This is a genomic window from Litorilituus lipolyticus (genome assembly GCF_006439335.1).
Taxonomy (GTDB): domain Bacteria; phylum Pseudomonadota; class Gammaproteobacteria; order Enterobacterales; family Alteromonadaceae; genus Colwellia; species Colwellia lipolytica.
The window spans coordinates 1-20,588 of sequence record NZ_SAWY01000003.1; the positions used below are offsets into that span (position 1 = coordinate 1).

The following is a 20,588-nucleotide window of genomic DNA, read 5'->3' on the forward strand; positions in this document are numbered from 1 at the left end:
GGCCTCATATGGCCTTAAAATACAAAACGCCTGATGAAATTCATCAGGCGTTTTAGAAAAAAAGTGTCAACCTATATCAGGACAACACAAGAGTAAATATTATCGATGAAATGTTTCTCTGGGATTAAAAGACTCATCAATCTCTTTCATACGTTTCAAATGATTTTTATGTGCATTTCTAGCAATAAAAATAAAAATAATTACGATGATGGAAATAGAAACAAATAGAACGAGAGGTTCTTGCAATAAAGCACTTAATAGCCAGTCCATGGTATAAATTCCTTTTACTGTATTACCTAATTAGAATATTTCTGTAAGAAATTACTTAACCTAATGGTAAGGTAAATTATTTTATAGTGCAATTATTCTTCAAAATAAGTGCCCCAACCATCATAGTCAACGTTGCATTCTTTCGCTAACTCATACATCCGCTTTGTTTCGGCTTTAATCAAGTCAACATCTAACATTTGTTCGGTAATAATATCAAACGCAAATACTCTAGCACCATTTTCTAGTTCAGCTTCTTCAGGCTCCTCAACATCTAACCCTAGCTTAAATGCTGTAATTGCAGCTTTTTCTAATAACTCAAAATTTGCACTAGCGAAGTGATGCTCAATAGTATGATAAACTTCATCATTGGTACCGTCTTCAAGTAACTCAGTAATTAAATTATCGCAATGATTCATCCATTGCTGTAACTCTTCTGTCATTTTCATACCTATATACGATTTACTGTTGATTAAAAGCGTTTGCTTCTTCCGTTAATTGCTCAATTTTATTTTGCATTAATGTATGCATTTCATCAGCTTTTTTACGTAAGCCTTCGCGGCTATCTTCTTCAATTATTTGTGCAGGCAAAAACTCAATTATGACTTTCCCATTATCCCAACGATTTAAATTGATTGTTTTATGTTGGTTACTCGCACACACTGGTACTAACGGCACATTTGCTTGAGCTGCGGTACGAAAAGCACCTGTTTTAAAAGGTAAAAGCCCTCGGCCATTGCTGCGAGTTCCTTCTGGAAATAACCAAACTGATAACTTTTTAGACTTAATTTTATCAGCTGTCATGCCTATAGTACTTATAGCTTTGCTGCTATTATTTCTATCAATTAAGATATTTCCTGTTAGCCAATACATTTGCCCAAAAAAGGGGATCCATTTCAAACTTTTCTTCCCTACACTCACCGTACCAGCTTGTACGGCGTGGCTCATTGTAAAAATATCATAATTGTTTTGGTGATTGGCAATAAATACAACAGGTGTATTTTTCTCATCATAAGCATCTTTTCTAACTTCAACCGTTAAGCCAATAAGTCGACTTAATTTACTCAACGTCATTGCTGCATAATGCACATTGTCACGATGAAATGGTCTGAATAGACAAAAACAGCAAAACGCAATACTAATAAGTACAATAGCAATCGCTAAAAGAATAAGACGAACTAATGCTAACAAAAAAATCTCCAAAAGACCTGACAACACGCATTGAAAGGCGAGTATACAGAAAAATACCTTAATAGGGTAAAGCAATTCATTATTTTCACTGCCTAAACCCTGTTATAAATTTATTTATTAACATGAAACTTTAAAATAGAGTAAGTTTTCAATACATTAATTCATCTTATATTCACTTATAAATTAAATTAGAAAAAAAATTCCCACCTTAGCAATAATTCTTTAATTTTTAGCTATAGTTAATTAGGCAAAATAAATATAAAACTAAGTATAATTTTGGGAATAACATGAGAATACTACTTGCAATATTATTGATTGCCTTGTCTAGTTCTGCCCTTTCACTCGACTATTCAGTGATCGATAATGACAAAGCATTGATTGCCCAATCTCTGCTTATTGAACAAAAAATTTTTAATCAACAAAATAATGTAAAGTTTGGCAGTGTTGAACTTGCAACTACATATCAAAATCTAAATAATATTAACACTACCCCTTCTGTTGTTCCTTTAGATGCACTTGATAACTATTCTTTTATAGGTGAACTAACGCTACATAACAGCAGTCAATTACATATCAAAATGACAGCAAACTTCTCTGAGCGAGATGAGCTTAATGCAGATGTTCCTGTAAACAATATCTCTGCCCACATACAGCATCAGCAAAAAAGTAACCATTTAGGGTTAATTGGTAGTTATTCATTAACGGCATCTTGGCAGCTATCAGGTGGGGTTATACAGTCAGTACCAACTAATTCTAGTGAACTAATAAATCAAAGCGATACCATTAATAGTATCGCTTTGATAAGCACTAGTTATTCTTTTTAACACAACTTGATCACTCAACATTAAGCATATAACCCTGTCCCCATACGGTCTCTATATTTAAGTTCCTTAACCCTTTCATAGACAGTTTTTCCCTTAATTGAGACATTCTCACATCAACCGTTCGCTCAACACCATTGTATTCTCTTCCTAGCAAACGAGAATAAATCATATCTCGGGATAAAATATTACCAACATTTTGCATTAATAATTTAAGCAAATTAAACTCAAAACCACTCAGTTTAACTCGGTTGTTATTAACAAGACATTGTTGCGATTTTGGCTGTATGGTTAAAGCACCTATCGTTAATGGCACCATATCATCAGAAATAAAACTATCCTGAATACGTCGAGTTAATGCATTGATCTTCGCAGTAAAAATGGTAGAAGATATAGGTTTTTGTACATAGTCATCTATACCCAAACGAAATGCTTGTAGCTGCTCTTCTTCATCACTTTTTACTGTAAGAACAATCAATGGTCCACTATAAAAACTACGTAGCTCTTTAATTGTTGCTAATCGACTTGTTTCAATCGCATCTAAATCCATAATGATCATTTGTGGCGATTCTTCAAGAATAAGATCCTTGTAATAAGGTGTCACACTACTGTTAACTAACTCAAAGCCTAATAAGTTTTTGTTAACTAGGTTAAATAAGTAAGAACCATTCTCAATTAATAGGATTTTATTTTCATTGAAAACATGGGTCAAAGTATGATTTTGGTATTCATTGTCAACTAAATTAGTATTTACTACCATAACAACTCTCCTTATTTGATAGGACCAATAATTACTCTATTGATACCTATCGTTAACTTTCTAATTAAATAGTAAGGCAAAGTGTTAAAAGACATTGTAATAGCTTGTAACGTCTCTGTAACACTTAGTAATAGTCTGATATTTAAATATAAAAATAGAGAAGAGTTGCTCTTAAACGTTTGGTTCACCCCTTGAGAGCAGTTTTAAAAATCACACGAGCATTAACATGAACACTTTATTGTGAATACACTAATATAGGGTGAGGATTAACTTTTAAAGCAATTTTTTCTTTAATCGTTAACAACTGTTGACTATAAAAGCTCACTTTATCTTTGGCAGTATCGTTTGGTGATAAACTCGCTAAAGTATAGTGATATCCCTGCTCTGTGACACTAATATGTTCAACACAAGCATTAGCAGGATTATCTTCGTTAATTTCCAAATACTGTGGCTTAATTAACATCACAAGTTTTTGACTAGACCCATCAACAGATTGCTGCTTCTTCTTGACTAAATCATACTCAGTATCCGTTAAAGTAAGTAAACCAAATGCCGTGTCTAATTCATTTTTTTTCAACTCACAACTTAGCCATGTGCCTAATTGGAGAAAATCAGCCACTTGCCAACTATTGGGCTGTTGGCAAATCGCAGTGGGTGAATCTAACTGTAATATTTTTCCATGAGCCATAACAGCCATTTTATCGGCAAAAGTAAATACTTCATCTTTATTATGGGTGACAAAAATGGCAGTGATATTCAATTGCTTGAGTAGTTGTCTAATTTCAAGCATCAGCTCATTTCGTAATCGAGCATCAATATTTGAGAAAGGTTCATCTAACAATAATAGCTTAGGTTGTGGCGCCAAAGCACGAGCTATAGCAACCCTTTGTTGCTGACCACCTGAAAGCTGATGAATATACTTATCTTTGTGCTCAGATAACTTCAACAAAGCCAATAAGCTATCAATACGTGCTTCTTGCTCAGATAATGAGTAATCACTAATACCGAAAGCAATATTTTGCTTTACTGATAAATGTGGAAATAACGCATAATCTTGAAAAATCATCCCTACGTGACGATCTTGGGCAGGTATAAACTGTTCACTATCACTTATTAGTCGATTATCTAATTGAATACTTCCTGCACACGGTTTGGCAAAGCCAGCAATGGCATTGAGTAAAGTTGTTTTACCACAACCACTTGCCCCAACGAGACCTAAAATTTCACCTGCTGATAGATTAAGATCAAGTTGCTGTAAAATAAGCTTACTTTGTAACTTCACTGAAAGCTGATTTATTTCTAGCAAGGATGTCATTAATGTTCTCTTTTTCTGTTCAGTAGAATAATCGGGAGTAAACCAAATAATACAATTAAAATGGCACCTAATGCACCCTGCTCTAACATTTCATCAGAAATTAATTGGTATATTTGGCTACTCAATGTTTCAAAATTAAATGGGCGTAACAACAGTACTGCTGACAGCTCTTTCATAGACTCAACAAAGACCAACAACCAGGCGACAAAAACAGCAGGTTTTAGTATTGGTAAATGCACCCGTGTAATTGTTTTAGTTAATCCCATACCTAACGTTGCCGGGGCATAATCTAGAGATTGAGGAATTTGTTTAATGCCACTTGCGATTGTACCATTGGCAATGGCTGAAAAGCGCACCACAAAAGCAAATATCATCGCAAAAATAGTACCTGATAAGATTAACCCAGGTTGTTGCCATGCCAAAAACTCAGCTACATCATTCAACCAATGATCAAACGGACCAAAGGTTGATAACATTGCCATTGCTAGCACAGTGCCAGGAATAGCATAACCAAAACCAGAAATTTGTTGCGGAACATGCCTAAATTTATGACCATGAAGCCTTTGATACAAGCCAAGCACTAGTGCAATAATTACGGCAACTGTCGCCGCTATTACCGAGACTTTTACGCTATTTACCCCTGTATCTAATAATCTTGTAAGCTGCTCTACATTACTGTATTCAATGGCCATTGCTATTAACAGGGCAAAGGGTAATGCAAAACCTAGGATAACTAGAGCCCAACAAAAAATAGAAGCCAGTAGCTGTTGAATGCTTGATAATTGAATTAAATCTTTTTGCATATTAGGTCTCGCACTTTGGTGGCGTAAGCCTGCTCGACCGCGCTGCTCTAATACAATAACAAAGAGAATTAATAACATGAGAACACTTGCTAACGCATTGGCTGCGGCCATGTCTCCGTAACCTAACCAAGTATCATAAATAGCTGTAGTTAAAGTATTTACTGAAAAGTACTGTACAGTTGCAAAATCTGCCAAAGTTTCCATTAAGACTAAGCTCGCTGATACAGCAATTGCGGGTCTTGCTAACGGCAAAGCAACTCTAAAAAGTGTTTGTTTTACGTTAAGCCCCAAGAGCCTGCTCGCCCGCATTAAATTTTGATCTTGTTGCTCAAAAGCACCACGCGTTAGCATGTATATGTAAGGATATAATACTAAAGAGAGCATTATGGCTGCACCAAACAAGGTACGTATATCAAAAAACCAATAATCATTAGGACTTTGCCAATTAAACCACTCCCTTAAAGTTCGTTGAACAGGGCCAGCATAATCAAATAAATCGGTGTAAAGGTAAGCAACTAAATAGGCTGGCATGGCTAATGGAAGTAATAGTAGCCACCTAAGATGTTGCTTAAATAGAATGTTGGTTTGGCTTATTAATACTGCGCTACTCACGCCAAAAAACAGCGAAAGCAAAACGACAAAAACACCAAGCAAGATGGTGTTCTTTAAATAACTAGGAAGTACCGTTTGCCATAAATGGCCAAACAACTGAGTCGATGCATCAATACCATCAACTAGCATAATTAGCACTGGTATTATCATGACCAGTGCTATGAAGTAACTAAGAAATGTCCATTTTCTTTGATTAAACAGTGCTATCACAAATCAAATTTTGCTTTATCTAACAATATCAGCGCAGCTTTACGGTTTTTTGCAATTTCTTCAAGCGCTAAATCATCAGCTTTGAACTTACCCCATGATGCGACTAAGTCTGATACAGGTACGCCTTCACGAACAGGATATTCCATATTCGTTTGAGCATAAAGTGCCTGTGCAGGCTCTGACACTAAAAACTCCATTAAGGCTTTGGCATTTGCTTTATTTGGAGCATATTTTGCCATGGCAACACCTGAAATATTGACGTGTGCACCACGGTTATTTTGATTTGGGAAATTAATGTAAACGGCATCAGCCCATACTTTCTGTTTTTCATCTTTGAGCATTTTGCCAAAGTAATAACTATTACCTAAAGAGATGTCACACAAATTTTGATGAATAGCCTGAACTTGACCTCTATCGTTTCCTTGAGGTTTTCTCGCTAAGTTTTGCTTAACTTTCTTTAACCAATCTAATGTGTATGCCTCACCGTGTTCACTAATCATCGAGGCAATTAAACCTACTGTATACGAGTGTTTCCCACTACGAGTACAAACACGACCACGATATTTCTCATCTGCTAAATCTTCATAGTTAATATCAATTTTGCCAAGGCGTTTAGCCGAATAAATATTTCGAACACGCGTAGTTAATGCAAACCAAGTATTATCATTTGCGTGATATTGCGCAGGAATAGCTTCCTGTAAAACGGATGAATTTACTATTTGTACTAAATTTTTATCTCTAAGTTCAACTAACCGACTAATATCTGTAGTTAACAATACATCAGCAGGACTGTACTTACCTTCTCTTGCTAAACGCTCTGCCATACCTTTTTTAGCAAAAACAACATTTACCTTAATGCCTGTTTGCTCAGTAAATTGATCAAACAATGGCTTAACTAAAAAGGGCTGGCGATAAGAATATACATTGACTTCTTCTGATGCTGAAGTCAAAAAGCTAGAGACTAATAATAAGCCAACAAGAGCAAATTTAAGCATTGAGTTTTTCCACAAAGTATTGTTAAAAAAGGAGGCAAATTGTGACAAGGGCTACGCACAGTGTCAAGTTGTTTGAGAATAATTCTCATTATTGATATAAATCAAATAAACATCACTAAAATACACCAACAGCACCACTGAGTAACAACCAACAGGCAAAGAAAAGCTTTAATTTAGTTGCTGATAAATGAGTAACAATTGTTTTAGCAAATATTCCGCCCAGTACAGCAGCAGGACCAGCAAAGAGCACCACTTGCCAATAGATTTTACCTTGCAAGTGAAATACAGCAAACCACACAGAAATTGCTGAAATAATCACGGCACAAGCAACAGCCATATTTATATCAAACCGACGTATAATCAAATAAATAGCAACAATTTCACCAACACCTACACTTAGCCAAGCGGTAATTGCGCCCCCAAAAAAACCAATAAGCAATAAAGCTAAAAAGTCATACCACATCAGCTGACTTCTTTCCCTTGCACCTTTAAAGAAAAAGATAGTAACAATGATAAACAGGCCAAGTAACAATGAAAACCAACTAAAGCTAACTGTTAACGACGCAGGCGAAGGCAATGAGAAATATAAGGCCAGACTAATGGCTAAAACTGAAGTAATACTCGTTAAAGCAATTATGCGTTTAAAGCCCTGCCATAAACGTAAATCAGTTTTTTCTGTATGATAATGGTGATACCAAGTCATCGCTCCTGCAGTCATACCAAAGCATTGAATAGCAAAACTTGTCGCAACAGACTGAGCTTCAGTAAAGTTTAATTGGTTAAACATGGGGATAAAGATAACCCCACCACCTGCACCGGTAGAATTGGCAAAGATTGCCCCAACTACACCCAGCAAACTAAATAAGACATAGTCATACAGTTGCTGACAACTAAAAGGCGAGTTTATAAGAAGTCCAAGCCAGCAACAAAGAAAGAGAAAGATAAATAATGGGTTAACTAGTAGCGACGTGCGGTTATTCATATTGTGAATTAATCCGCTGAAACAAAACCTGCTTGAGATTCGATCAAAGTTTGAGCTTGTGCTGATAAAGTCGCTTTTGAAAGGTAACTTCGACTGATATTTTTCCCAACTGAGAAAAATATCACATAGCCAAGTTCTGTTGCCTTTATTTGGTTTACATCTAACCAAAGTATTTTTCGCTTATCATAAAACGATTCGGTTAATACGCCATCATCATCAATAGTTATTGTCACTTCACTATTCGCTGCTTTACTTAGCATTTGTCTAAACACCCACCAAGGCTGGTGATAATAAATACTTAATGATTCAAGTAAACCAAGGGAAATTACAAACCAAGCAGCATAGCCATTAACAGGCGTAAAGAGTAAAATAAATAAACCAAAAACGGTTAATATATTCGCTTTAAAATATGTCTTACGGTTATGTTCAACCGTGCTAGATTGAGTATAACACTCAGTAAAGTGCGCTTTATCTAAAACAAAAGAAGAAGTAAATGAATGCGTGTCAGCCATAACAGCCCATATATTTAATGATATTAGAATAATGCGGCATATTATCAGAACAATAATACTAAAGTAACAATAATTGCAGCAACAACAAGGAAAGTTATTTCATCATAACCATGGTAAGACACATATTTAAATGCTCAATTAAGGCACAAAATTGACGGTAATCTTCGCTAGAAACTGTTTTACCCTTTTCAAGGAATTGACCGCAAATAATACCAATAACTTTATTTGAGATTTTGACTGGTGCTAAAGCCATTGAGCCATCATTCATAAACTTTGCCAGCTCAGCAGTTATAAGCTCACGCCAGTGCACGTGTTTCATATCATTAATGAGTGCAGGTTGTTTCTCGTTAATGACCTTTGCCAGTACATTATCACTTAAGGTTAAATTCATTTTCACTTTAAATGAATCTTTATTACCTTGTTCATCGTAGACAAATCGAGATTTAACAGCTGTTTTATTATCGACTAACATTAAAAATGAACTTCGTTCAAAAATAAAAGCTTTACTTATATCGACTAACGCTAACTGCAAGTACTCATTAAAGTCTTTACTAACACCAATTAGCTGCGTTAATTGCATAAATGCATTGAGTAACTCTTTTTCCTTGGTAACTGTAGTAGTTTGCTGTAATGAGGCTTGTATTGAGGCAAACTCTTTACCCGTAGGCAGATCCTTTATTCTTTCAGAAAGAATGTCAGCACCATATGAAGATAATAATTTACATGCATATTCACGAGTATGTTCAATTCTTGCTTTTAATTGACGAACAGAAATGTCCATTATACTGGCAATTTCCTGCAATAAATGGTTGAAAGCTTCCTCATCACCGCCGGGTGATGCAATTATACTGCTTAATTGATCAGCAAAATATATAATCCGAATTTCATCTGTTCTGTTTTCAGGTTGATCCAATGCTTTCACAAGAATATCACTTAAATTCCAAGTGGAAGCCAGCCCTTTACTCAACTCGATAAAAGTTGTACCTAAGTGATTTTGACAATATAAATTAAACTCTTTAGGCGGTAAATTTTCTTGCGCTGCCAACTTAGATGCTTCGCTTCCTCCTACACTCCAAAAGGCAGTTTCACCTATGCGATAAAGCATAGCCGCTAAATAAACTTCTTCTTGAAGTTCATCACTGTAGCCAGGTACCATCATTTTTGCCAACATGCCTGCATAAAATGAGTTCGCCATGGATTGCGACAATTCATTATAAACATGGATATCTAAGCTTTTACTGGCCAGTAAACTATCGACAAGTTTAGCGGTTAAACAAATATTCTTTACTGATTGAATACCTAACACAACAGTCGCTCTAGAGACTGTTGTCACCTTATTTACACCAAGATGTTGAATTCCATTGGCAATTTTCAATATGCATGAGGACAGCGCTTGATCATGCAAAATTGCTTTACTTAATTTAGGCAATGACGATTTATCATCATTAGAGAATTTATCTAATAATTGAGCGGTAGAAGTAATGGCTGGAAGTTCACTGTGTGCAATTAACTCCACCCATTGTTGAGTGTTTTTTTTATCTTTAGCTGTCATTTTTCTTATTTCATTTAGCTTCAATTGTACAAAATCAGTAACTCAACACCTTGTAACTTAATTAATTCATGTACTTGTCAAATTCACTTAAAGTCTAGCGCTATTTAGTAAATATTACCTGAAATAAATCATAAAAATTCAATAATTTAAATTTAAAAGACTTGAATGGGCTCATTAGAAGTTAAAAATAATATCAAAAAATTAAAGACAACAAATGACAACGCTGTCATTTGTTGGTAAAGTGATTTAATAACTGGGTTTTATTTAGTATTTCAGATTTAATCTATAATTTAAAATGAGCTGTTTGTTAATAACAGTACGAGCTCAATCAGTTTAAAGGAACATATATGCAAGTTATAATTTTTGATGACGCTCAACAAGTGGCAGATAATGCAGCCCAATGGGTTGCTGAGTTAATTACTAAAAAAACTAACCCCGTTTTAGGGTTAGCAACGGGTAGTACGCCAATTAGTCTTTATCAACAATTAGTACTGAAATATCAAGCTGGTGAAATTAGCTTTAAAAATACCACCAGCTTTAATTTAGATGAATATCTAGGCATTGATGAAGATAATAGTCAAAGCTATCGTCACTTCATGAACGAAAACTTGTTTAATCATGTTGATATAAATAAAGCTAAAACTTTTCTTCCTACCTGCTCTCAAGGTGAAAACCCAAGAGAACAAGGCTTAAGATATGAAGAAATGATCAACAATGCAGGTGGAATAGACTTACAAATACTCGGTATAGGAGCCAATGGCCATATTGGATTTAATGAGCCAACATCAAGTTTAGCATCGCGAACAAGAATCAAAACTCTAACTCAACAAACGTTGTCTGATAATAGTAGATTATTCAGCCCTGATGAATTTCAACCAACACTGGCTATGACCATGGGAATTGCAACGATACTTGATGCTCGCTATGTGTTGCTAATGGCAACAGGTGAAAACAAAGCGAAAGCGGTAAAGGATATGGTTACTGGTGCTTTATCTGCTGTGTGCCCCGCTTCAGCGCTACAAATGCATGAAAATGCCATCGTAGTACTTGATAAAGCAGCGGCAAGTCAACTCGATGATAAGGAATATTACCTCTGGGCTGACAAACAAAATAACAAAATTAATGAAGAGTTTGGTTTATACCATAACTACTAAAAGTCACTGTAGTTTGCATCATATATTACATTTGTCTTTGGTTTAGCTAAACCTCTGTTAGTTAAGCCAAAGCATAAAACTTTCCAAGAAATTAACTGTGTTTTTTACATAAAAAAGCTATATAAATGAGGTAGGCATAGCAAATCATTTATATCTTGACGCAATTCATCATCACTTAGTCGCCCTTAAAACGCAGTCATATTGCATTTAAACTCACCTTCATGATAAGTTATCAGCAAAGTATACAATATACGCGCATGATAATAGCTTTATTGTATTGTTTTATCTAACCCATACTGTCACAGGAGAATAATAATGAATAAGAATAAAGTGACCATAGGTATTGTTGCAGCAATTGCCGTTAGCGCCATTGCCTTTCAGCAACTTAGTAGTAACCCCGAGCCAGAAATCAAAGCTGCTGAACAAATCGCTATTAATGCGCTTGTAAGCAAACCCGCGCCAAGCCAAAAAGTTATTGATAATTCGCCTCCTGCGCCTAAACCAGCTCCACAACCACAACATAATAACATCTCTGCAGAGAGTAATGATGAAGTAACGATAGTATCGCACTCTTCAGATCCCCGTAAAACTGTCACTGCCCGTAAAGAAGAAAGTGCTGTAGATCATCAAGACCCCAGAAGTCAGGCGCGTCCCCATGGTCATGAGCATAGTCATGACATAAACACAGCATCTCAGCCTCCAGGAGTACCTAACAAACCGGTCCCCAAGAAAACTCCAAGAAATCAACCGCCAGCTGGCTAACAAGCGTTAATCTCAACTTATATTAAGTTATTTTATCACTTTTCAACTCAGTACTGATATGGATGTTAGTACTAATTCCTATTCGAAACTCATGCATTTGTTCTTTTAAAACTAAAATAAATTTATAAAAATATTTCCATATTAATCTACTGTTTTAAATACAAATTACCCCAAATATTAACCATTTCTCAGAAAGTACGAAAAAATTCTTATTTATTATCACCTTGGAACTGTATACAAAATATAATATAACTAAATAGGCTCATATAGCGACATCAATGCGCAACAAGAGACGGATGTACGGGTTAGCGGCAGTTTGAACCATAAAAAAAATAAGATGTTCAAAATGCAACACGGACGATTCACCTAATCACTTGTACCTAACGAGTATAATAATAATATGAAAATATCAACTAAGAAAACGTTGTTAGCTAGCGCTATCTGCTTTTCATTGCAGATCAGCACCTCCCAAGCAGCACAAATGTGCGGAAGTAAAACCTTAGAGCGACAAACAGAAGTACCTGCCAACCAAACCCATTGCATTACTGATTACGGCCATTACTTATATGTTAATATTCCCTTTGACAATAGTGACGTTACTATCACCACATCAGGCGGGACATTCAGTGGTACAGATGCAGATATTAAGCTCTACGAAGGAGATTGGTGGAGTGGTACTGTTGAAGCTAGCAGCATAACAGCTGGCACTAACGAAGAATCACTTTCTTTTGTCTCGCGCGCTGGAGATCGATATTTCAAGATTGACGGAAACATCCAAGAGACTAGTTTAATCGTTACTGTAACTGGCGGTGATATACCACCACCTATGGGTGATTACATTGTTTACCCTACTAGCATAAGCGTTTCAGTACCTGATGCGAGTATTACTTCAAAAGCTCAATACGGCTCGACAATCGCGACAATATTAGCCGCAAGTTACAGTGACTTTGCAGACATTGCTGGTGCAGCCAATGATCCAATAACTGATGTCACAAGAGCAATCCATTTCTTAGCTAAGGCTGATGATTTAACAGATCCTGATTTAAACCAATTATTATATTTTTTAGGTTCTTATAAATATTACGCAGAGCAAATGACTGCCTCGGAAGCCTCTGCATTAAGTACTGCTTTACTTGCAGTAACTCAGATGACTGACTTTATTTCACCAGCAGGGACTGTTATTCAAGAAGGCTATGCTAAAGCGCTCAATAACTTTGAGCGCTATGAAGGCGCAATTTATTACAAAGACCATTTACCGCATTTATTAGCAACGCTGCAATACTTTTCACTGCAGAGTAACCCTTTTGGTATCAGTAATGCCGGTGATTCAACCATGGCAATACTCCTAGCTCTAGGCTCAGCATCATACTATGGTGATTCTGAAACCAAAGCCGCTTTTAATGACAACATGCTCGATGTGCTTTCTGTGCTGCGATCTTTTGCTTTCTTAGGCGAAACATCACTTGATACGCGCTGGAGTGCTGAATCTGACATCAAGTGGATTTTGCCACACAGCTTTAACGCCATGGGTAAAATTTCTTCCATTGCCACAGAAGAGGCACAAGGTCGATTTGACAGTACAGTTTTAGAAGTACGCGGCAAAGTTATTAATACTATTTCTGTTGAAACTACGGAAACAATCATCACTAAAAACTACCTTGAAAGTGCAGGTCGTGCCTGTGAAGAAGGCGATGCTCTGTTTGGTAGCTGTGTTATTCCACCAAAAGAAGAAGATATTCTTACCGTAAGTCATGATTGTTCAGCGAATATCACCATAAGAGCACAAAGCTCAATTAGCCAAGCAACCTTAGATCAATCTTGTGCTGACATGGCACTTCAAGCAACAGAATTCCACGCTTTCTTTAATACTGCTGGTAATCCTGTGTCTGGCGACAAAAATACTCACATTGAAGTGGTCGCGTTTGCAAGCCCTGAAGATTATGAAAAATATGCAGGTGAGTTTTTCGGGATTAGTACTGATAATGGAGGTATGTACTTAGAAGGTACTCCTGAGAATGACGGAAACCAAGCACGTTTCATCGCCATGCAATGTCCTGATTCATGGGTAGGCGGTTCATGTCAGTACGAAGATCAAATTTATAACCTACGCCACGAATACGTTCACTACTTAGACGGTCGTTTTATTAAAGCTGGCTCATATGGTGACTTTGATTACAACGTATCATGGTCAGAAGGTATGGCTGAATATATGGCCATGGGCACTGAACACACTCGTACGTTTAACACCTTAAAAGGTGAAACCATTCCACCATTATATAATTTATTGTTCATGAGTTATGAATACGATAATTTATATCCATGGGGTTATTTCGCTATGCGCTACTTAGGTGAAGAGCATAAAGGCGAAATCAATACCTTAGTCTCAGCACTACGAGCTGGCGATAATAATGCTTATGTCGAAGCGCTAAAAGGTGTGGCACAGCGAACAGAAGATGGTTTTGAAGCTTATATGTTGGCAAATTCAGAAACAGTTGCACCAGCCGCCGCTGCGATGCCTGAGCAAAATACCATTGGTAGTTGTGACTTAGAGCAACAATATGTTCGTCGTATTGATGCTAACAAAACTGACTTTACTTTTACCAATACAACAGATACACCGGTATCTTTATTTTGGGTAAACAGTACAACAGGCGAAACAAATTTCGGCAATAAATATGACACCCTAAATCAAGGTGACACCTATACATCTAGTTCTTGGAGTGTTGGTGATCGCATGATGTTATCTGATAACAATATGAACTGTTTAGGTGTTGCGGTTATGGCTGAAAATAGTAATACCTTTACTATTGAAGCAGACTTAGTTAAGGATGTTGTAGCAGAAGAAATCCCCGCCTTAAATCAACTGGGAAGTTGTGCTTTGGCTCAACCTCATTTGATTATGGATGAATCACATGAATTCACCATTACCAACACATCGGATACTGCTGTTCGCTTATTCAGAATAGACAACACCAAAGGTACAATTATCACCACAAGCGGTGCCAATGAATTTACACATGGTTACGGTGTGCTTAAACCTGGTGCTAGTTACACGAATGATGTTTGGTACGGTGACCGTCGCTTAATGGTGACTGACAGCAACTTAAATTGTTTAAGTGTGGGTGTTTTAAATAACCCTGTAGCTAACTTCACGGTTGACCAAGCGATTGTCGCAAGCGCTGCAGAGCCAGAGATGATCCCTGCAGCGAATACAATTGGCAGCTGTGATTTAATGGCCAAACATTTAACAGGGCCATTTGAAGCTGACTTCTCATTTGTTAACAATAGTGATAATCCTGTTCGCATACACCGCATTGATGCTGAAACAGGTGAATTAAGTGAAAGCTTTGGCTTTACTACCTTAGCTAAAGGTGAAACTTACGATAGTACTTCAACCTGGAAATGGTTTGGAAATCGTCGAGCGGCCATTACTGATGAAAACAACCAATGCTTAGGTGTTGCAGTGATGACTGAAGAAGACACTAGCAACGACTATATTATTACCAATGATATTGGCGGTGGAACGCAAGAGCCAGTAGATAGTGATGGTGATGGTGTTATCGACAGCGAAGATGCTTTCCCGAACGATCCAACAGAAACAAAAGATTCTGATGGTGATGGAACAGGCGATAATAGCGATGCATTCCCTAATGATGCTAGTGAAACCACAGACTCTGATGGTGACGGTGTAGGTAATAATGGCGACGCATTCCCTAACGATCCTTCTGAAACCAAAGATACCGATGGTGACGGAACGGGTGATAACAGTGATGCTTTCCCAACTGATGCATCTGAAACAACAGACTCTGATGGAGATGGAACAGGTGATAATAGCGATGCATTTCCTAATGATGCAAGCGAAACCACCGATTCTGACGGTGACGGCACAGGCGATAACAGCGATGCCTTCCCTAACGACTCAACAGAAACAAAAGATTCTGATGGAGATGGAACAGGCGATAACAGCGATGCATTCCCTAACGATCCAACAGAAACAAAAGACTCTGATGGTGACGGCATAGGTGACAATGCAGATCCAACACCATTTGGTGAAGTAGATTCTGACGGCGATGGATATGTTGACTCAATCGATGCATTCCCAAATGATCCTACTGAATGGGCTGACACGGATTCAGATGGCACCGGGGATAACAGTGATGCATTCCCAACAGATGCGACTGAAACTAAAGATTCTGATGCTGATGGTGTAGGCGACAATGCTGATGCCTTCCCTAATGATGCAACAGAAACTACTGATTCAGATGGTGACGGTGTCGGTGACAATGCAGATGCCTTCCCAAATGATGCTAGCGAGACCACCGATTCAGATGGCGATGGTTATGGCGATAACAGCGATGTTTTCCCTAACGATTCAACAGAATGGGCTGACTCAGATAATGACGGCATGGGTGACAACTCTGACCCTTACCCGAACGACCCAAATAATGGCGGTGGTGTAACGGTTCCTGATTGTGGTGCAGCCACTATTACCGGTGGCAAGTTAACATTAGATAACAACGAATGTGTTGCTGGTGGTCGTGGTTCTTACTATGTATGGGTAGAGGAAGATAATACTAAGCTATACATTAGCACAGCTGGTGGTAATGGTGATGTTGGTATTTACTTCAATGCTGATACTTGGGCAACAACGAGTAACGCTCAAGCTGCTAGCTCGGCAAATGGTACTACTCACGTGTTAGAGGTAACAACCAATAGAGGTTGGAGGTATATCACCTTAAATACTAATAGCAACTACGACAATGTGACATTAGCTGTAAGTTTGACCAACCCAGATGTTACTGAGCCAGTAGATCCTATTGACCCAGTTGACCCGCCTGTAACTGATATTACCAATGCCTGTGTCACATTAGCCCCTAATGACTACACGGCGATAGAATCTGGTAATGCTCTATGTACAGACAACGGTCGTAATAGTTACTACATATACCTAGACGATTCAGTAACAAGTATTGATATTAATACCGCGCACGGTACAGGTGAAGCCGAATTATATGTTGGTAACACATGGGCTAATGCTTCAACGCATACCCATAAGTCAACAACAGCAGGTACAACCTTACAAAGTATTACTGTTAACAACCCACCAATAGGTTGGTTCTATATAGGAGTAGAGAACACAGGCAACGACGTCGCAGTACAAGTCGATGTGAAATAGTTATTACAATAATAACAATGTAATTTAGTTAAAAGTATCTTCCCTTACACAAAGATGTTTAACTAACTTTTAGCGGGTCATTTGACCCGCTTTTTTTATTTTAATGAGAAGCAACTCTCTTGATTAATGTGCTTCGTATGAGAGAATGGAAACATTCATCGACGAGACCCACCTTATAAAAAACAAAAAGGAATAAGCATGTCAATCGACACCGGGAACCAAAACGCACGTAGAAATTTATTAAAAGGTATTGTAGCAAGCACAGCTGCTATCGCCGCAGCGCCAGTCATGGCTAATAATAACCATGCTCACCACCATCATATGCCGAGTAAATTAAATAAAGCATTAATTGCTATTTCAAATGAATGTGCTCAACATGGGGATGAATGTATCGCTCATTGTATGCAAATGTTTAAAATGGGTGATACTACGTTAGCAAAATGCGCTGAAACCGTAAATGAAATGATCATTATGTGTCGTGCCTTAGCAAAAATGGCCAGCTACCAATCAACACAAGTAAATGCATTAGCAAAAATTGTCATAGATGTTTGTCAGGTATGTGCTGATGAATGTGGTAAACATACTAAACATAAAGAATGTAAAGCTTGTGAACAATCTTGCCTAGAGTGTATCGAAGAATGTAAAAAACTTTTTAGTTAACATCATCAAATTCACAAATATAGTACACTGTACAAACCGCTAGATTCATGGTTCAAATTCGTGACTTAGCGGTTTGTTTTTATAATCAGCGGTGTAATAGATTGACTGATTATTAGAGAAAACTATCTAATGAATATAATCCCACTCAGTAACCTAGCCATTTCTTTCATTCCAGTGATATTGGTTATCGTGATTATGTTTCATTGGTCTTTGAAGATTACTGACTCAATTATTGCCATGGCGCGTATGGTTATTCAGTTATTAGCCATAGGATATGCATTAAATTGGATTTTCGCCGTTGAAACACCGCTAATAATTTTACTGCTATTAACTTTTATGTTGATCGTTGCAAGTTCCATTGCCTTAAGACCCATTAGCGATAAAAATACCTCAACATTCTTCCAAACATTTATCGCAATCACACTTGGTAGCGGTTTAACACTAGCATTCATTATTCTATTTGTATTAGAAACAAACCCTTGGTACAAAGCTGATACCATCATCCCGCTTGCAGGCATGATTTTCGCTAGTGCAATGAATACTGTCAGTATTACAGCTGAACGATTTAGCACGGAATTATCTCACTCAGCTTCAGTTATTAAGGCAAGAGAACAGGCATTTAAAGCAGGGCTAATTCCTTTATTTAATACTTTGCTGGCTGTGGGTTTAGTAACCTTGCCAGGCATGATGACAGGACAAATCTTTTCTGGTGTATCACCTCTTGTCGCGGTGAGGTATCAAATTGTTGTGATGTGCATGATCACCGGTGGTGCGGGCATCTCATCTGCTATTTTTTTACTGTTAGCTTGTAAACAATATCTTGCTAAAAACGATAACTAAGTCCTTCATCCATAGATGGCAAGGCAAACTAATTTAACGCTGTAGTAAGGAAAATAGACTGCTAGAAAGCAAGTTGTTATCCCGAACTGAGGTTAACTAATTAATGGACGATAGCGACTGATTTTATTTGAGCCCAACAGCGCATACCTTCCTTTAATCCTAAGTTTGCTAAAGACTTCCCTGTGAGACGAGCAATAATAAATTCATCTCCTACTTTCAAACGTACTAAAGCGATTGGAGAGTTTTCTTCTTGAATAATATCCTCTACTTTACCTGCAAGACGATTAGCAATACTGGAGTCTTCATGATTTGATAGTGCTAAGCTCACATCTTTTGCTAATATACGCACTCTGACTTCTTCACTAATCTTCTCATCATTATCACTCAGCCATAACTCACCGCCCGTAAAACCAACTTTCATCAAGTGCCATTGTCGATCTTTTTCCAAAACGGCAGCTTTAATAATAACCCCAGTACCTTGCTCAAAATAGCTACTATATTCCAATGTTGAAAAAACTTGCGTTAACTCTCCCTGAGCCTTTACTTTCCCTGCCTCTAATACCACAACATGATCGGCAAGACGTGCAACCTCATCTAAAGAATGACTAACATACAATATTGGAATATCGAAATTCTCATGTAAGCGTTCAAGGTATGGCAGTATCTCTCTTTTTCTCGCCGTATCTAATGAAGCGAGTGGCTCATCCATTAATAAAATTTTTGGTTGAACCAATAAAGCCCTAGCGATCGCTACACGTTGACGCTCACCACCAGAAAGCTCATTAGGGTAACGTGTAAGTTGTGATTTAATCCCCAAAACTGAGATGATTCTATCGAAGTTATCTTGACTGACAGTGTGTTCAGCTCGCTTCATGGCGAATAATAAGTTTTCATGAGCTGATAAATGATCAAACAAACTAGCTTCTTGAAACACGTAGCCTATTGGCCGTTTATAGGTTTTCAAACAGTAGTTATCATTTTGCCAAACTTGCCCAGAAACCTCCAAGTGCCCATGTACTGAATCCTCTAAGCCAGCAATACATCTAAGTAGCGTAGTCTTACCTGAGCCAGAATGACCAAAAATAGCCGTTACCCCTTTGCTGGGTATATCAATTTTTACGTCTAGTGAAAAATCACTTTTTACAGATGAACGATAAGCGACTTTAAAACAGGCTTTGATCATGTTACTTGGTGTTCCTGATAGATTTGAATATTATTTCACTCTCTTTATAGCACCATGACGATTTAACAGGCATTTTAACCTTAATGGCATAGTTACTTAACAGACAAAGCATGAACTTTTCCCTTTCGCTGAAAGCCATATAAAGCCAGTAATACGATAAATGAAAACAAAATCATCAATGCAGATAATGCATGTGCCTGCCCATATTCCATGGCCTCGACATGCTCATAAATTTGTACTGAAACCACTTGAGTTTCACCTGGGATATTTCCACCAATCATTAATACCACACCAAACTCCCCTACGGTATGAGCAAAGCCTAAAATTGCTGCAGTTATAAAACCAGGCTTGGCTAGAGGCAAAACAACATTAAAAAACGTATCCCATGGCCCTGCTCTTAACGTAGCAGCAACCTCTAAAGGTCTATCTCCCAAGGATTCTATTGCATTTTGAATAGGTTGAATGACAAATGGCATCGAATAAAAGATTGATGCAATAACTAAGCCCCAAAAGGTAAAAGGTAAAGTACCTAAGCCCAAGCTTTGAGTAAATTGTCCAACCGCACCATTGGGGCCCATTGCAATTAATAAATAAAAACCAATGACCGTTGGAGGTAAAACTAAAGGTAAAGCCACTACTGCGGCAATAGGCCCTTTCCAACGAGAGCTTGTTCTTGCTAGCCACCACGCAATAGGTGTTCCTATTATCAACAACAACAAGGTAACAGTACTCGCCAGTTTAATTGTTAACCAAATTGCTGCCATGTCAGCTTGAGAAAAGCTCATATTACCAT

General features: G+C 37.5%; 18 protein-coding genes. 6 read left to right on the forward strand and 12 right to left on the reverse strand.

The genetic code is table 11. From position 1 onward, the window contains the following. Positions 1-99 precede the first annotated feature (99 nt). From EPA86_RS18165 to EPA86_RS01495, 3 genes are all read right to left on the reverse strand, one after another. Complete coding sequence (locus EPA86_RS18165; RefSeq protein ID WP_170309534.1) at positions 100-270, reverse strand: hypothetical protein; 171 nt, start codon at positions 268-270, stop codon at positions 100-102. 92 nt (positions 271-362) lie between these two features. Then, complete coding sequence (gene rraB / locus EPA86_RS01490) at positions 363-710, reverse strand: ribonuclease E inhibitor RraB (RefSeq protein WP_140601188.1); 348 nt, start codon at positions 708-710, stop codon at positions 363-365. Between the two features lie 19 nt (positions 711-729). Next, entirely contained in the window at positions 730-1,458 is a 729-nt protein-coding gene (locus EPA86_RS01495; protein WP_140601190.1) for a 1-acylglycerol-3-phosphate O-acyltransferase, read from the reverse strand. Positions 1,459-1,745: 287 nt separating this feature from the next. Between EPA86_RS01495 and EPA86_RS01500 the strand changes: the two genes are divergently transcribed. After that, positions 1,746-2,282, forward strand: a complete 537-nt coding sequence (locus EPA86_RS01500; protein WP_140601192.1) for a hypothetical protein — start codon at positions 1,746-1,748, stop codon at positions 2,280-2,282. A 10-nt stretch (positions 2,283-2,292) separates the two neighbouring features. On the opposite strand, the gene EPA86_RS01505 is transcribed toward EPA86_RS01500, so the two are convergent. From EPA86_RS01505 to EPA86_RS01535, 7 genes are all read right to left on the reverse strand, one after another. After that, on the reverse strand, positions 2,293-3,039 hold the full coding sequence (locus EPA86_RS01505; protein WP_140601194.1) for a response regulator transcription factor: 747 nt from the start codon (positions 3,037-3,039) through the stop codon (positions 2,293-2,295). Positions 3,040-3,274: 235 nt separating this feature from the next. Continuing rightward, positions 3,275-4,354, reverse strand: coding sequence for an ABC transporter ATP-binding protein (locus EPA86_RS01510; RefSeq protein WP_140601196.1), 1,080 nt, complete (start codon positions 4,352-4,354; stop codon positions 3,275-3,277). Further along, complete coding sequence (locus EPA86_RS01515; protein ID WP_246058199.1) at positions 4,354-5,919, reverse strand: ABC transporter permease; 1,566 nt, start codon at positions 5,917-5,919, stop codon at positions 4,354-4,356. Before EPA86_RS01515 ends, EPA86_RS01510 begins: the two co-directional genes overlap by 1 nt. Positions 5,920-5,975: 56 nt before the next feature. Then, a complete protein-coding gene (locus EPA86_RS01520; protein ID WP_140601200.1) occupies positions 5,976-6,974 on the reverse strand; it encodes an extracellular solute-binding protein in 999 nt (332 codons plus the stop codon). Between the two features lie 115 nt (positions 6,975-7,089). After that, the gene (locus EPA86_RS01525; protein ID WP_140601202.1) at positions 7,090-7,956 is read right to left on the reverse strand and encodes a sulfite exporter TauE/SafE family protein; all 867 of its coding nucleotides are present in this window, start codon (positions 7,954-7,956) and stop codon (positions 7,090-7,092) included. Between the two features lie 8 nt (positions 7,957-7,964). Beyond that, the gene (locus tag EPA86_RS01530) at positions 7,965-8,468 is read right to left on the reverse strand and encodes a YcxB family protein (protein ID WP_140601204.1); all 504 of its coding nucleotides are present in this window, start codon (positions 8,466-8,468) and stop codon (positions 7,965-7,967) included. Between the two features lie 94 nt (positions 8,469-8,562). After that, positions 8,563-10,020: an HDOD domain-containing protein gene (locus EPA86_RS01535; RefSeq protein WP_140601206.1), complete on the reverse strand. Its 1,458-nt coding sequence runs from the start codon at positions 10,018-10,020 to the stop codon at positions 8,563-8,565. A 347-nt stretch (positions 10,021-10,367) separates the two neighbouring features. On the opposite strand from EPA86_RS01535, the gene nagB reads away from it, so the two are divergent. The 5 genes from nagB (at position 10,368) to EPA86_RS01560 (ending at position 18,612) form a co-directional block, all read left to right on the forward strand. Then, entirely contained in the window at positions 10,368-11,174 is an 807-nt protein-coding gene (gene nagB, locus EPA86_RS01540) for a glucosamine-6-phosphate deaminase (protein WP_140601208.1), read from the forward strand. A gap of 315 nt (positions 11,175-11,489) precedes the next feature. Next, positions 11,490-11,936 (forward strand): hypothetical protein, encoded by a 447-nt coding sequence (locus EPA86_RS01545; protein ID WP_140601210.1) that lies wholly within the window; start codon positions 11,490-11,492, stop codon positions 11,934-11,936. A 400-nt stretch (positions 11,937-12,336) separates the two neighbouring features. Further along, positions 12,337-17,112 (forward strand): collagenase, encoded by a 4,776-nt coding sequence (locus tag EPA86_RS01550; RefSeq protein ID WP_211664887.1) that lies wholly within the window; start codon positions 12,337-12,339, stop codon positions 17,110-17,112. Between the two features lie 198 nt (positions 17,113-17,310). Beyond that, positions 17,311-17,772: a four-helix bundle copper-binding protein gene (locus EPA86_RS01555; protein ID WP_140601212.1), complete on the forward strand. Its 462-nt coding sequence runs from the start codon at positions 17,311-17,313 to the stop codon at positions 17,770-17,772. A 129-nt stretch (positions 17,773-17,901) separates the two neighbouring features. Beyond that, positions 17,902-18,612, forward strand: coding sequence for an ABC transporter permease (locus EPA86_RS01560; RefSeq protein WP_140601214.1), 711 nt, complete (start codon positions 17,902-17,904; stop codon positions 18,610-18,612). Between the two features lie 100 nt (positions 18,613-18,712). Here EPA86_RS01560 and modC read toward each other — a convergent pair whose 3' ends face one another. Both modC and modB read right to left on the reverse strand, forming a co-directional pair. Next, positions 18,713-19,795, reverse strand: coding sequence for a molybdenum ABC transporter ATP-binding protein (modC, locus tag EPA86_RS01565; protein WP_140601216.1), 1,083 nt, complete (start codon positions 19,793-19,795; stop codon positions 18,713-18,715). 92 nt (positions 19,796-19,887) lie between these two features. Beyond that, entirely contained in the window at positions 19,888-20,580 is a 693-nt protein-coding gene (gene modB, locus EPA86_RS01570) for a molybdate ABC transporter permease subunit (RefSeq protein WP_140601218.1), read from the reverse strand. Between the last annotated feature and the right edge of the window lie 8 nt (positions 20,581-20,588).

What these genes read in the sequence shown, in the direction of transcription:
- EPA86_RS18165 (WP_170309534.1), bottom strand. Translation starts at nt 270, where the DNA reads ATGGACTGGCTATTAAGTGCTTTATTGCAAGAACCTCTCGTTCTATTT.
- rraB (WP_140601188.1), bottom strand. Translation starts at nt 710, where the DNA reads ATGACAGAAGAGTTACAGCAATGGATGAATCATTGCGATAATTTAATT.
- EPA86_RS01500 (WP_140601192.1), top strand. Translation starts at nt 1,746, where the DNA reads ATGAGAATACTACTTGCAATATTATTGATTGCCTTGTCTAGTTCTGCC.
- EPA86_RS01505 (WP_140601194.1), bottom strand. Translation starts at nt 3,039, where the DNA reads ATGGTAGTAAATACTAATTTAGTTGACAATGAATACCAAAATCATACT.
- EPA86_RS01510 (WP_140601196.1), bottom strand. Translation starts at nt 4,354, where the DNA reads ATGACATCCTTGCTAGAAATAAATCAGCTTTCAGTGAAGTTACAAAGT.
- EPA86_RS01515 (WP_246058199.1), bottom strand. Translation starts at nt 5,919, where the DNA reads ATGATAATACCAGTGCTAATTATGCTAGTTGATGGTATTGATGCATCG.
- EPA86_RS01520 (WP_140601200.1), bottom strand. Translation starts at nt 6,974, where the DNA reads ATGCTTAAATTTGCTCTTGTTGGCTTATTATTAGTCTCTAGCTTTTTG.
- EPA86_RS01525 (WP_140601202.1), bottom strand. Translation starts at nt 7,956, where the DNA reads ATGAATAACCGCACGTCGCTACTAGTTAACCCATTATTTATCTTTCTC.
- EPA86_RS01530 (WP_140601204.1), bottom strand. Translation starts at nt 8,468, where the DNA reads ATGGCTGACACGCATTCATTTACTTCTTCTTTTGTTTTAGATAAAGCG.
- EPA86_RS01535 (WP_140601206.1), bottom strand. Translation starts at nt 10,020, where the DNA reads ATGACAGCTAAAGATAAAAAAAACACTCAACAATGGGTGGAGTTAATT.
- nagB (WP_140601208.1), top strand. Translation starts at nt 10,368, where the DNA reads ATGCAAGTTATAATTTTTGATGACGCTCAACAAGTGGCAGATAATGCA.
- EPA86_RS01545 (WP_140601210.1), top strand. Translation starts at nt 11,490, where the DNA reads ATGAATAAGAATAAAGTGACCATAGGTATTGTTGCAGCAATTGCCGTT.
- EPA86_RS01550 (WP_211664887.1), top strand. Translation starts at nt 12,337, where the DNA reads ATGAAAATATCAACTAAGAAAACGTTGTTAGCTAGCGCTATCTGCTTT.
- EPA86_RS01555 (WP_140601212.1), top strand. Translation starts at nt 17,311, where the DNA reads ATGTCAATCGACACCGGGAACCAAAACGCACGTAGAAATTTATTAAAA.
- EPA86_RS01560 (WP_140601214.1), top strand. Translation starts at nt 17,902, where the DNA reads ATGAATATAATCCCACTCAGTAACCTAGCCATTTCTTTCATTCCAGTG.
- modC (WP_140601216.1), bottom strand. Translation starts at nt 19,795, where the DNA reads ATGATCAAAGCCTGTTTTAAAGTCGCTTATCGTTCATCTGTAAAAAGT.
- modB (WP_140601218.1), bottom strand. Translation starts at nt 20,580, where the DNA reads ATGAGCTTTTCTCAAGCTGACATGGCAGCAATTTGGTTAACAATTAAA.